The sequence below is a fragment of the Gilliamella sp. B3817 genome (assembly GCF_026536705.1).
Classification (GTDB): domain Bacteria; phylum Pseudomonadota; class Gammaproteobacteria; order Enterobacterales; family Orbaceae; genus Gilliamella; species Gilliamella apicola_I.
Map to the genome: position 1 here is coordinate 589,243 of NZ_JAFNNV010000001.1, position 14,542 is coordinate 603,784.

The 14,542-nt window shown below is 34.2% G+C and carries 9 protein-coding genes; 6 read left to right on the forward strand and 3 right to left on the reverse strand.

Features of this window, described 5'->3' with window-relative positions; all coding sequences use genetic code 11:
* The first annotated feature begins 240 nt into the window (after window positions 1-240).
* Window positions 241-1,305 carry a tetratricopeptide repeat protein gene (locus tag J3U36_RS02575; RefSeq protein ID WP_267378353.1) on the forward strand — a complete coding sequence of 355 codons (1,065 nt, stop codon included), beginning with the start codon at window positions 241-243 and terminating at the stop codon, window positions 1,303-1,305.
* Window positions 1,306-1,339: 34 nt separating this feature from the next.
* Here the strand turns inward: J3U36_RS02575 and ppc are convergent, their stop codons facing one another.
* Window positions 1,340-3,985, reverse strand: a complete 2,646-nt coding sequence (gene ppc, locus J3U36_RS02580) for a phosphoenolpyruvate carboxylase (protein ID WP_267378355.1) — start codon at window positions 3,983-3,985, stop codon at window positions 1,340-1,342.
* Window positions 3,986-4,340: 355 nt separating this feature from the next.
* Between ppc and J3U36_RS02585 the strand changes: the two genes are divergently transcribed.
* From J3U36_RS02585 to J3U36_RS02605, 5 genes are read left to right on the forward strand one after another with little or no spacing between them, the layout of a single operon-like run.
* Window positions 4,341-4,832: an NADH-quinone oxidoreductase subunit J gene (locus J3U36_RS02585; RefSeq protein WP_065557830.1), complete on the forward strand. Its 492-nt coding sequence runs from the start codon at window positions 4,341-4,343 to the stop codon at window positions 4,830-4,832.
* Between the two features lies 1 nt (window position 4,833).
* Window positions 4,834-5,136: an NADH-quinone oxidoreductase subunit NuoK gene (gene nuoK, locus J3U36_RS02590; protein WP_267351481.1), complete on the forward strand. Its 303-nt coding sequence runs from the start codon at window positions 4,834-4,836 to the stop codon at window positions 5,134-5,136.
* Entirely contained in the window at window positions 5,133-6,980 is a 1,848-nt protein-coding gene (locus tag J3U36_RS02595) for an NADH-quinone oxidoreductase subunit L (protein ID WP_267378358.1), read from the forward strand. The genes nuoK and J3U36_RS02595 overlap by 4 nt, the downstream gene beginning before the upstream one ends.
* A gap of 17 nt (window positions 6,981-6,997) precedes the next feature.
* Window positions 6,998-8,545, forward strand: coding sequence for a complex I subunit 4 family protein (locus tag J3U36_RS02600; RefSeq protein ID WP_267378361.1), 1,548 nt, complete (start codon window positions 6,998-7,000; stop codon window positions 8,543-8,545).
* 6 nt (window positions 8,546-8,551) lie between these two features.
* The gene (locus J3U36_RS02605) at window positions 8,552-10,360 is read left to right on the forward strand and encodes an NADH-quinone oxidoreductase subunit N (RefSeq protein ID WP_267378364.1); all 1,809 of its coding nucleotides are present in this window, start codon (window positions 8,552-8,554) and stop codon (window positions 10,358-10,360) included.
* Between the two features lie 83 nt (window positions 10,361-10,443).
* Here the strand turns inward: J3U36_RS02605 and J3U36_RS02610 are convergent, their stop codons facing one another.
* Window positions 10,444-11,454, reverse strand: coding sequence for a hypothetical protein (locus J3U36_RS02610; protein ID WP_267351473.1), 1,011 nt, complete (start codon window positions 11,452-11,454; stop codon window positions 10,444-10,446).
* Between the two features lie 124 nt (window positions 11,455-11,578).
* Window positions 11,579-14,275 (reverse strand): inverse autotransporter beta domain-containing protein, encoded by a 2,697-nt coding sequence (locus J3U36_RS02615; protein WP_267378367.1) that lies wholly within the window; start codon window positions 14,273-14,275, stop codon window positions 11,579-11,581.
* Between the last annotated feature and the right edge of the window lie 267 nt (window positions 14,276-14,542).

Below are 14,542 nucleotides of genomic sequence, written 5' to 3' on the forward strand. Positions count from 1 at the left end.
CCCACCTTTTGTATGTTAGTAACCGTATTATGTACGTTTAAAAGTTATGTGATTTGATAACTAAATTTTTGAATTATAATATAATAGTATGATTTAATTGATTAATAATAAATTAATTTTGCTCAGAACTTAATTTTTTTATATAGAATCTATCGATTATATCTATCAAAAAACATATAAACTATTTATTTTTATCTTGTTAATATATACTTAATAACACTTTTATTATGAATAAAAACTATGAAGACATTTCAATTATTATTGGTATTAATGTTATCTTTTTCATTTAGTGTCAAAGCTAATGAAAATGGTGCATCAAAAGCTCCAGAACTAATAATGACTGATCCTAGCTCATTGATTCCTTCTTTAAAGCTTTCGGCAGAAAAAGGGGATGCACAAGCACAATACACTTTAGGTAATATTTATAAACAAGGTTTAGGCGGTATTGAAGTTAATAATGTTCGCGCGCTGTTTTGGTTTAAAAAAGCAGCTGACCAAGGATTAGCTAAAGCCCAGAATAATTTAGCATATATGTATCAAAATGGTTTAGGAACTAAGCGTAATTTATCGAAAGCATTTAAATATTTTAAATTGGCAGCGGATCAAAATTACAGTTTTGCACTTTATAATTTAGCTTTAATGTACAAAAATGGGGAAGGTGTCGCCAAAAATAACGATAGTGCTATTAACTATTTTATTTTAGCTGGTGATCAAGGCGTGTTTGATGCTTACCTAAACCTAGGCATTATGTACTTTTTTGGTGATGGTGTAGAAGAAGATCGTATGCAAGCAGCCGATTGGTTTAGTAAAGCAGCGAAATATAATGTGCCTGAAGCCTTATATTATTTAGGATTAATGTCGGAACACGGCGATGGTCTGACTCAAGATTATGTTGCTGCAACCTATTTTTATACGCAAGCGGCAGAATATGGTAATGTACTTGCAATGTATAATTTAGGCATTATTTATGCCACAGGTACAGGCACTAGACCTAATAACCAATTAGCAGCCCATTGGTTCTCTAAAGCAGCAGAAGCGGGTAATGCAGATGCACAATATAATATTGGCGTAATGTATGATGTTGGCGGTGGTGTTCCCAAAGATATTAAAAAAGCGATTGAATGGTATATTAAAGCCGCTGAACAAGGCAGTGCTGATGCTCAATACAATTTAGCCATTAAATATCTTGAAGGTGAAGGTATCAAGAAAAATAAAGATACGGCAATTTACTGGTTTACTAAAGCGAGTGAGCAAGGTGATCGAGATGCTAAAACGTATTTAGATGAACTTTTAGCAGATAAATAAAAAAGGGCGATTGCCCTTTTTTATTTTTATTAAGTTATCCAGAATTTCTCATTCCAGCAGCAATACCTGATATTGTGATCATTAATCCTTGTTCAACTATTGTATTTTCTTCATCATTACGTTGACGAGAACGATTTAATAGTTCTGCTTGTAATAAATTCAACGGTTCAATATAAATATTTCGTAAAGCAACGGATTGCGCAATCCAAGGTAGATCGGCCATTAAGCTATCATCGTCAGTAATGGTTAAAACGGTATTAATATCATCTGTTAATAAATTACGTAACTCTTCTCCTAATGGCCACATGCTAGCATCAACTAAACGTTGTTCATAATACTCATGAATTTTTGGTGCAGCTTTAGCGTATACCATTTCTAACATACCTAATCGTGCATTAAAGAAAGGCCAGTTGTGATACATATCTTTGAGCAAATCTTTTTTCCCCTCTTCAATCACTTTTTTTAAGGCACAGCCAGCACCAAGCCATGAAGGAACCATTAAGCGATTTTGTGTCCAAGCAAAGATCCATGGAATAGCTCTAAGACTTTCTATTCCGCCACCTGTTCGCCGTTTTTGAGGCCTTGAACCAAGAGGTAACCTTCCTAATTCTGCTTCGGGGGTGACCGTTCTAAAATAATCGACAAATTCTGCTTTTTCACGAATATAACGTCGATAGCACTGACATGAAATATCTGACATTTCATCCATGATATTGCGCCATGCTTGTTTCGGCTGTGGAGGAGGTAATAAATTTGCTTGAAGTATAGCTGAAGCATATAACATTAAGCTACTGAGCGCGACTTCCGGTAAACCAAGTTTAAACCGAATCATTTCACCTTGTTCAGTGACACGAAGCCCGCCTTTTAATGAACCAGGTGGCTGAGAAAGGAGTGCCGCATGTGCTGGCGCCCCACCACGCCCAATTGAACCGCCTCGCCCATGGAATAAAACAAGATTGATATTATATTTTTCAAATAAGGCGACTAATTCTTCTTGCGAACGATATTGTGCCCATGATGCCGCAAGGGTTCCAGCATCTTTAGCTGAATCCGAGTAACCTATCATGACCATCTGTTTACCTTGGATTTTTTGTCGATACCAAGGAATATCCAATAATTTTTGCATGACAGTCTTTGCATTATTCAAATCTTCTAATGTTTCAAATAGCGGTGCCACCGGGATATTTTTTTCACAATCGACTATTTTTAAGAGCAAATATACCGCTAAAATATCCGAAGGTGCTTTTGCCATTGAGATAACATAAGAAGCAATCGACTCTTCACCAGCTTTTTTAATTACACGACAAGTGTCAAATACTTCTTTAACGATTTGACTAGGTTGCCAATGATAGGGTAATAATGGACGATTAGATTGAAGTTCGGTTAATAAAAATGCTTGTTTCTCTTCTTCAGACCATTGTGCATAACTTCCAAGATTAAGTTCTTTCGTTAATTCATCAAGTGCTTCAGTATGAACAGAACTATCTTGACGTATATCTAATTTGACTAACTGTAATCCAAAGCTTTTTATTCGACGTAATGTATCAAGTAAAGGTCCGTGAGCAATAGTTGACATCCCATTATCAATTAATGATTGGTAACAAATATAAAGTGGATCCCAAAGTTGGTTATTTTTAATTAAAATATCAGCTGGAGCTAGGACTTGTTCATTATTGAGTACTGATACTATGTAACTGTGCGTTTTAACTAAACGGGCTCGTAGCTGCTTAATCACCGCTCGATAAGGTTCTGATGCTGTTTTATTTGGCTCATCTAACAGATCAATAACAGATTGGTTACACTCTGTCATCGATAACTCTCGCACTAATATTTGAATATCTGCTAAAAATAATTCAATTGCTTTTAATTTAGCTTGTAACATGACTTTTTCTGTCACATCAGCTGTGACATTAGGATTACCATCACGGTCTCCCCCCATCCATGAGGTAAATTTTATTGGAACATGTTCAACAGATAGTTGTTGATTAAACGCATCAACGATTTGATCATTAAATTCCCGTAAAAAGAGAGGAACACCTTGCCATAAACTGTCTTCTATAACAGAAAACCCCCATTTAGCTTCATCGAGAGGTGTAGGCCGTTTTTTACGTATTTCATCCGTATACCAGGCCTGACAAACTAGCTGTTTTAATCGGCGCATAATACGTTCAATTTCGTAATCAGCAAGATCATTATGATCTAATTGCGATAAGCAATTATTTATTGCGGTATAGGTATTAATCATTGTACGACGATTAATTTCGGTTGGGTGAGCAGTCAATACTAATTCAATCGATAAATCGTTAATGGCTTGTGTGATAGTTTGCTCAGAAAAGTTTAATTTTTTTAGGGTAGTAAATAAGTCTGTCATTTTTTTTGGACTGCTCGCCGCTTCCCCGTGCGGCGAAATGCCATAATATTCTGCCGCAATATTCACTAAGTTTAAAAACTGGTTAAATGCTCGAGCAACATGTAATAAATCTTCATCATTGAGATGTTCTATTAATTTGAGTAACTCTTGATGAGATTGCTTATTTCCTTGTTGAGCCGATTTTGATAGCTTCCTTATTTTTTCGACTAAATCAAAAGTTTCGTTACCGGTCGCTCGTTTTATTGCATCGCCAAGGAGGGTACCTAACATATTAACATTACTTCGCATAGAGGAGTATTCACTGTTCATTTTGATCTCATTTTATGTATTTAAAAATTAGGGTTAAGCAACTTTAAGCTGTAAGGGCATGTTCACAATTTAAAGAAATAAGTATAAATAATGGCTAATTTGCTCAAGTTATATACTTTATATCAATGCTTAATTGAATTTAAATAATAAAATTTTATGGTTTTTATTTTTTTTTCTGTTTTAATTATATTGAAAATATAATGCACTTATCTTTAAATTCTTAGCTAATATTAAAAAATAACGTTCTATTTTTTATTAAATCACTGTTTTTCAATGAATAGCTCGCCTGTAATCTGTATCTTGCTTTAATTTGGGTATATACTAATAAGATTGAGAATATATATTGGATTATTTAATGATCGCTGTTTTTTATATTGCGTCGATTATAGCTATTTTTGCTAGCATGAAAGTGATTAGTTGCTTACAAATAGATAAAGCTATTTTGTACCTTATTGTTTCGCTTTTTGCTTCAGCGTTGATATTGATTCTACTTAATACTTATTTATCAGCTGTGCTTTATATCGTGTTCTTTATTGGCGGAACAGTAACGCTTTTTTTATCCATTGCAAGTATACTTAAAATTCGTAAAGACAATGTGGAAAATGATAAACGTGGTATTAGCCCTAAAATATGGTTAGTCCCGCTAATGTTAGCTTTTGTTTTACTGGTCATCCTTATTTATGGAGTAGTAAGCACTGACTATTCACAGCTAAAAGAGCCACATGAATTAACCCATGAAATTTCAATACATGCCTATATTTTAATGGCAGAATTGGGAATATTTTTATTATTAGGTGCAGCGGTCATTGCTTATCATTTTATGCATCGTTTGTCGTCGGAGAGCTAATATGATTCCATTAATGCATAGCCTTATTTTAGCTTCTATCTTATTTGTCCTTGGTTTACTAGGCGTGATGATTCGGCGCAATCTCTATTTTTTGCTCCTTAGCCTAATCATAATGAATAATGGTGCCATTATTGCTTTAATTGCTGCAAGTAGCCATTGGCAACATACAGATGGGCAAGTACTGGCTATTTTAGCGATTGTTGCGGTACTTGCCGAAGTGTGCGTTGGACTTGCCCTTTTTAGAAAGCTAGTTTACCGAAAGAAAATTTTTAATATTGACTCATTAAGCGAAATGAAAGGATGAATTTACTCTATTTAACTATCATTGTTCCTTTGCTTTCTTTTTTAGCCCTTGTTAGCTTAGGAAGACAAATACGATCAATTAATATCATCATTATCGGCATTAGTACTATGCTGATTGTGGTATTAATTACCATATTTTCTTGTATTGATTTTGTTACTAACTCAGTCCCTGATATGTCATTAATTTATAGTAGACCATTATGGAATTGGTTTTCTATAGGGGATTTTGTTGTTCCCATTACTTTAACCTTAGATGGTTTGTCATTAACTTTTCTTGTGTTAATTGCTTTTTTGGGCATGCTTATCTATTTTTTTGCTGCGTATTATTTAACATCTCAAAAAGATATTTATACTTTTTATGCTTATAGCAATTTGTTAATAGCAAGTATGTTAACAATTATTTTAGTCGATAATCTGTTGGTCATGCTAATTGGTTGGGAAGGTGTTACATTAAGTATTTACTTACTTATTGGCATTTACTATAAACAAATCCGCAATGGTTTTGCAGCAGTTAAAGCGTTTGTAATCATGCATTTGACCGATGTTTTTTTACTCATCGGCGTATTTTTAATTTATCAAACGCTTCATACGTTAGATATTCGGAATATATTGACTCTCGCACATGCTAATTTAGCTATCGATTCAGATATCATCTTTTGGATAACATTAATGCTATTGCTTGGTGCAATGAGTAAATCAGCGCTGTTTCCAATGCAATCATGGTTTACTGAAAGCACCTTAGCACCCATGCCTGCAATGGCGTTAATGCAAAGTTCAACGGTAATCTTAGCGGGTGTTTATTTAATTTTAAGATTCAGCAATTTGTTTATGATGTCAAGCGATGTACTTTCTATCATGACAATAATTTCATCGCTAACAGTTTTATTTGCGAGTTCTATTGCTCTTGTACAATACGATATTAAACGTATAGTCACTTTCATAAACCTGACACAAATTAGTTATCTGTTTTATGCATTTTCAACTCAACATTGGAGTTTATCACTTAATTGTTTAATCAATTATACAATGACAAGTACGTTACTCATATTAGCCTCGGCAATACTTATCAAAAAATGTCAAGGTGAGCGTGATATAAGTAAAATTGGCGGTTTATATAAAAAATTCCCTGTTTTATTTATCATTTTTTTAGTCATTCTGTTATCGCTTAGTGCAATGCCTTGGATTTCAGCTGCCTTTTACATTAAAGGTGACATTATTTGGGGATTAATGGCTCAAGATAATCTGATGAATGGAACCATTGGGTTATTAGGTATTTTGCTCTCGAGTGTTAGTATATTACGTTTAATTTTTATGGTGTTTTATCATAAACCTAAAATTAAACAATTTGCCAAAACGAATTGGATGAGTTATTGCCCTATTTTCTTATTGTTAATATTTACCTCATCATTAGTTATCTATTTTCCGTTACCCATAAAAGGAATAATTCCAATTGCTGCATTAGATACTAATGTAAAATTATCATTCCAGCTTCTTTTTGCTGCGGTAACGTTACTTAGTATTATCATCGCTTATACACTATTTGCTCATCCTAATAGTGAAGTGAAAGAAGTGTTAAACACGCCTATAGTGAAATTTTTTACACGACTGTGTAAAGCAGAATGGCGATTTGATTATTTACTCAATATTGTTTTTGTTAAGCCTTTCATCTTTTTAACCAGTAAATTGAAAAAGGATCCATTAGCAACTTGGGACAATTGGGTTATGCTGGGTATAAAAAAAATCAATTCATATATTGTCGGCTTCGAAAATGGACATCTCAGATGGTATATGGTTTCAATTGTAATGGGTAGTATTATTATATTAATGTTACTTGTGTTTATTTAATAAAGGTGCAATCTTTCATGTTGTTATGGCTTATTTTCTTACCTGTGACAGGTGGATTTATCGGTTGGTTATGTCATCTTTTTTTACAACGAATGGTAGCATCTGTTGATGCGCAATCACGTTGGAATAAACTGCCAATTTGTATCGCATTCATGACGATTATCATCTCGCTAATATTGGTGATCAATTTTTGGCTGGATGCGCAAGCTATTATGGATCAAGGAAATAGTTGGGTAGAAGAAGTCAACTTTGAATGGATTCCTTTATTAGGTATTCGTTTTCATTTAGTTTTAGATGGGCTATCTATCATTGTTATTACTTCAACACTCATTATTGTTTTATTCACTATCGCCTATTCAAGCAAAGAAAGCATTAATAATACTGGATTATATTATCTGTGTATTTTAGCAATGACATCAGCTGTCATGATGTTATTTACAGTTACGGATCTCTTTTTGTTATTCTTTTATTGGGAAGCTGTTGCGATTCCTATCTATTTTTTAATTTCTTTATGGGGAAGACGAGATTCCAATTCTCAGCTACGCTTTAATGGTGCAAGTAAATTTCTTATTTATACTCAAATCAGTAGTTTGTTAATGTTAATCTCGATTGTTTCATTAGCTCTCATTAATTGGAATTTAACGGGTCATTGGACTTTTGATTATCAAATCTTAACCAAAACGCCTATATCAAGTAAAACAGAATATTTATTAATGCTTGGATTCATGGCTGCCTTTATTGTGCGTATTCCTTTTGTTCCATTTCACAATTGGTTTATTGAAGCACATATCGAATCGTCAACAACCGGTTCAATGATGATTAGTGGTTTATTACTTAGTACTGCCACTTTTGGGTTATTGCGTTTTGTCATACCATTATTTCCTAATGCTTCTGCAACAATTGTACCTTTAATTTTAATACTTGCATTAATCACCGTTTTTTATTCTGCACTACTTGCATTTAATCAAACGGATATTAAAAAACTAATTGCTTATGTTCATATTGCATTGATGGGCTTTGTGATCGCTATCATATATAGTGGTTCATTAATCGCCTACCAAGGAGTGGTCATACAAATTATTGCGATTAACTTAGCGATTGTCGGTATGTTCATGATTAGTGGTTTATTAGTTGAATGTTATTCAACACGTAACATCAGTCAATTTACTGGATTGAAAGAGCGAGTCAAATATTTATCATCATTTACGTTATTTTTCATATTGGCCGTATTGGGTATACCTGGCACAGCTAACTTTATAGGAAATTACCTGATGTTACTTGGAAGTTTCACAACATTTTCTTATTCTACAATTTTATTAGCACTAGGATTACTTATGCTATCTATTTCATTCATTATTCGTATGCAACCTATTTTTCATGGCGGTCACGATAATAATGAAACCATGAAAAAGTGTTTTCTTAATATCAAAGAGCTTTTATTGTTAAGTAGTTTATTGGCTGTTCTTATTTTTATCGGATTATATCCTAAAGTCATTTTAGATATGTCATATTCTGTCATGAATCAAACTCAACACTATATAACAACAGAGCGCATGGGAGAGTAATAAGATATGATAGCTTTATCACCTATTTATATATTAAGTCTTACTATTATTGCGCTAATGTTTGCATTATTTCGTTTCAAAGTAAGTACAAAATGCTGCGCTATTTTATCTTTATGTGGTTTGATATTCGCATTAATTTGCGCTTCTGTCATGGGATATAAAATTTCAGCCAATGATCAGAAAATTTCAGATATCAGCAGCGATAATATGCAAATATTTATCTCTTCTTTGCCACTGACTTCCCCTGATTTTCAGAATGCAAAATTATTAGCAGTGGATGCCGCACCAACTCAACCAGATCCACAAGCTAATCAGACAGAAGCTCTGAGTGACAATAATAATGATGCAGGCGTAGAATCAGCGACTCAAGTCCGCCAACCTCAGTTAGACGAATCCAATTCGGAACAGACTATAACATCTGAAACACCGAAAAATGAAGACATTGCGGATAACCAAGAAAAAAATCAATCCCATTCAGATATTAAACAACCGAATAATGTAAATAATTGGAACTCCCAAGAAATTACAGTACTTTTCACCTGTGATGGCTATGGTTTACTTTATACCAGTTTGATTTTATTAATTTCAATTATCGTCAGTTGCTTAGCATATCGTTGGTTTAAGCAAGAACAAAAGTCTCATGGATTATTTTATATAATATTACTTTTCATGGCATTAGGTGGAGTGACCTTAGTCTACGCCAGCCATTTAATCGCTTTCTTTATTGGTATCGAGTTGCTTTCCATTCCTTTTGTGGGATTAATAGGATATCAATATATTCAAACCCACTCCCTTGAAGCAGCAATTAAATATATGATTTTATCCGCCGTTGCAAGTGCTTTTTTGCTAATGGGTATTGTTTTTTATTATGCATCCACCGGTGAATTAACGTTCAGTGGTTTAAGTTATCAGTTATCCACGATGACCTACCCAAGCACACTGTTATTAATGGGGGTCTGTTTAATGCTTGTAGGTGTCGGTTTTAAATTATCACTTGTTCCTTTCCAACTTTGGTTACCCGATGTTTATCAAGGTGCACCAACGGTTGTCGCACTTCTTTTATCCACAGTGGGTAAAGTTGCGATATTTTGCGCTATCGCAAGACTATTTTTATTAGCTCCTATTGTAAACAATGAAACCATCCGAATTATTTTAGTTGTGATGGCATTTTGTTCTATTTTATGGGGTAATTTATTTGCTTTTATGCAAAGTAATTTAAAACGTCTTCTTGCATATTCCTCAATCGCACATTTTGGTTATTTATTAATTGCATTAATTGCTGTGCAATATCAAGTTTTGGCCTTAGAAACAATCGGCGTTTATTTGATAGGTTATATTCTTGCAAATATTACTGTTCTGGGCGTAATTAGTTTAGAATCTCACTCAAATGAGCTTCAAGATCATGAAAATGAGCTAGATTTGTCTGGATTATTTTGGCGACGCCCTATCCTTGCATTATCTATGGGAATAGGCTTGCTTTCATTAGCTGGCGCACCTTTAACTCTCGGTTTTATTAGTCGATTTTTATTAGTCCTATTAGGTGTCACCGCTGAACTATGGTGGTTAATGGCAGCAGTTGTAGTCGGTAGTGCGCTAGGCCTATATTTTTATGCTCGTTTAGTGATCAACCTTTATATCAAACCAACTTGTCGAGATGATCAATTTATCAATAATTCAGTAGTAAGTTTTAAATGGCATAAAATTGGAATGAGTGAGTTACTCATCACCCTTTCTGCTTTACTTATTATGATTTGCGGAGTCTATCCTAAATGGGTATTTAACTTAGTGAGTATGGCACAATACTTAACGGCTTAAACTAATTTAAAAAGATGTTCAAACTAATTTATTTATAAAAAAACCACTCGTTTGAGTGGTTTTTTATCTGTCTTAAATAAGCATTATTTTGCGGTTGCGGTAACTTTGAGTTTATAACCTTGAGCACCTGCTTTGTAGGTCGTACTGTACATTGAATCGTTGTTAAGTTGACCTAATGTTATATTTTGATTTTGTGCTAACGAATCTGTTGTCGCTCCAACACCGGCATAAGTACCGTCTAACTCCCAAGTAAAGTTGTAATTTGCAGATAAGTCAGCTTCACCACTATCTAAAGCACCATTGCCATTAGAATCTAACCATACCACAGCTCGATATTTTCCGCCTTGTTTAGGTACGAAAGTACTACCCGCTATACTATAGTTATCATTTGAATCAGCAGCTAAAATGTAGACCCTCATGTCATCAGATTCAATTGGTCCACTTGTAATTTTATTCGGATCTTTTTGTTCACCTGGACCATCATTAGGGTTACTACCTATTTCGTCTTTATTCGGGCCATTAGTATCATCAGTAGGGGCTTTACTTGGATCTGTCGGATCTAATGTATCCACTTGTCCTGGTGCTTGCGTACTCCAAATATCAGCAACTTTTAACCATTTATTTGTATATGGTAAACCAAACTCAGTTTTTTCTAATACTTTGAAACCAATTCGTGTTGCACCAGCAAACTCATTTGTAATTTTAAACGTAATTTTACCATTACTGAACTTAATATCTGAGTCAGCTAAACTGGCTTCTTTCCATTCACCAGACGCACTTTTATAAAATGCTTTAAACGTTTCTTTTACTACTTTACCTGAAGGATCGCTGTCACCATCTTCATCATGTAAAGTATACTCGATAACGACATAATCATTAACTTTTGCAGCTCGACCACCCACGGTATTGTTACCATCAGCATCAGAGGATACTGACACTGTTAAACTGTGATCTTGACCGCCAAGACTTTTAATTACAGGTGCATTACCCACTATATATTTAGCACTCACACCGCTAAGTGCATATGCGTTACTTGCTGCACATCCAGCGATTAACAGACCTAAAGCAATATTTTTTATCATTAAACTTTTCATGTTTAACTTCCTATTTTTCATTTATTAATTATTGTATATCAAAAATAATATACACCGTTTTGTATTTAACTTTTAGATAACCCTTATAAATGGGTTATCTAAAACACTTTTTTAATTAACCATTCTATTTAACAAATACTTGTAATCTAAAACCTTGATCACCTGCACATGCTGAAGGCGTTGCGTTTATCGGATCAAGATTTAACTCTTGTGGAGCATCAGCATTAGCGATAATGCTCGAACCAGAAGTTGCATAACTACCTGTTTTTATACTTCTAATTTTATAATGTGCGTTATATCCCATTGCGACATTAAACCAAGGCCCATTTGGTTTGTTGCTTGCATCAGGTAATGCTGCTGTTGCCGCTCCATTAGGACATGCAACCGCATTAGACCCCACAAGAGACCAAATCACATATGGACTATTCATTTCAGTGACACCATCTGCCGCATATGCTTTGACATAATATTCATTATCAACTTTCCACTCTTTTGAACCATTAGGATCAAACTCTAATAAGTTTCCAGCTTGAGTCGCAACCAATACCCCATCACTTCGATAAACTTTAATTAATCCGGCTTGACCACCAGCAAAATCTATGGATACTTTATTGAACGATGCACCAAATTGATCTATTGAAGTGGAAAATTCAACCACCCCTTCAATATTAGAAGCGACATCTAATGCATAACTATCACCAATTGCATCCATGCCTCCAGCAGTAGCTGCCTTAGCAGAAATTTTTTGACCCATTTTGATTTTTTCAAAGGATTTCACAATGACACAAGGTTCTTGTTTAGGACAAGACGTTACTTGACCCGAAGTACCATCAATTAAGGTGATTTTTTTGCCATTACTTGTTGCTGTCCAGCCTTTAAGTACAGAATCAAATGAGTCTGGAATTCGGTTCATGAGTTGTTCATCACTAAAACCAACTGCATCCTCTATTGCCGAAATTGTTCCATTTGGTACCTTCGGCTTTACAAGGCTGGCAATCAATGTTATAGCACTGAGACCATCGGCTGAATTAGAAGCCATTGTGGTTTTATTGCCGTTACGATCAACAGCCCAAAGACCAATCTTACGCATGACAGGATCGGGGATAACTTCAAATGACACTTGATTTGATGTTGCTGAACGACCTTTTTTATCGGTAACGGAAACAGATAAGGTATATTTACCATTAGATTGAATTGGATGACGTTTACCATTTTCATCTACATAACTTGGTGCAACAATTTTCCAATTTTGAGTATCTGCTTTTGGTGTAGCCCATGATGAAGATGTACAAATACCTGTTGTATAACAAAGGAATCCACCATTTGCATCAATTTCAAACATATCACCATTCCATTTTACACTGCTTAATCCTTTCGCATTATAAACAGCGATACTAACATCATAACTTTGTCCTTCAACGAGTTGTAAAGATCCAAGTCCTAAATCAACACTTAATTTTTTCTCTTTATATTCAAGAACGATATAGTTGTTACGATCAACTAAGTCATAACGACTACCAGCTAATGAACGTGCTGCTTGAACCATATCGGGATCTAACTGATCTTTTAAAGGAACCCCCATACGATAATTCATCGTCAATGAAGCAGAAGTGGCTTTTTGATTATTTTGTCCTCGCTTATGTTCCGCTTTGAGGGTAAAAAGTGGCACAGGTGTGTAATCAACGCTTGCTGTCACTGCTCTAGGATTTTTTTGTAGGTTATCTTTACCAAATAATGCCACTTTATCACCAAAGTATTGTTCATACATTAATGAACCACCTAAATGAGGGTACTGTGGTAAATAACCTTGAAAACGAACATCAAAACCTTTTGCAGCACGTTCTAAATAATCATCAAAATCACGAGATTGTTTCCAATTTGATAATGGATGATAATAGTTAGCTGCAAGTTTCATGTAGTCACTCCAAGCCTCAACACCTAAACCTAAACGATTGTGTGAACGTTGAAAGTCATGATCCAAAAATACGTTATAGCCTAATAACCATTTTTTATCTGCAAAGTCCCAACGTTGACCAATACCAATATTTCCAATACGTCGTTTATGTTCATATTCTTGAAATGATATTTGACTAAATATCAAGGTATTTTCTGTATCATACCAAGGACTAAATAGTTTAACGTTGACGTTACTAAATTGTCCTTTATCACTAACGTCAAAAGATAATTGAGCCGTACCAAAACGCCCTAAGAAGTCTTGGGCAGCGGTACGAAGTGGATCAACAACATGATTTTTCACACTACTGCGTAAATAATCCTCTGCGTAATCCTTACCTCGATTGGCCAATTGACTTGATAAGCCACCATTTTCAGATGATAATAGTTGTTTCCAATCTTGTGTTGCTAATGTCTGTAAAGCATAAGCAACATGAGTTGCAAGCTTATCTTTATCTGCCTGTACATCATAATTTTCATCTGATCCTAAATCCGGTAAATTTGTATATTTGCTTTGTTTAGTATCTTCAGCTTTACTTGTACTGATGGCAGGTAGTAGTGGGGAGTTTTCAGGAAGCACGAGAAGCTCACCTTCTTCAATCACATCCTTTTTATCAAAGCGCCCATTGTTCATTTTGCGTAGTTGGTCAACATTTATACCACTTATTAATGCTATTTGGTAAAGGCTAGCCTTTTTATTGTTAACCATTTCTCGAACTTTAATACCATTTTTAAGTTCAATAACTTTACTGTTGTCTACAGCAACAGTAGAAGTGCCTTGTTTCGAATCCAATGCCATAGCTGTCTGGCAATTTAATGCCAGAACAACTAAGGTTGAAACAATTTTTAAATTAAGATTTGTTTTCATCTTAATCATTCCTCATATTTCACTTTATTGATAATATATGTATCAAAAACACGTTTTATTCAGCTTTTTGATAAAAAAGCTTCTTTGTTTAGAATAAAAAACGATAGCATTTTTATTGTCTTTAAAATTCTTTACAAAAAATTACTTTTTTTAAGATTATATTACAAAGAAGTCATTGTTCAATAACTTTTTTAAAATATTTGTAAAGATTTGATGAAAATGTCTTCAGAATATGAGGAGAGATAGATTAAAATAAAACGTGGGATT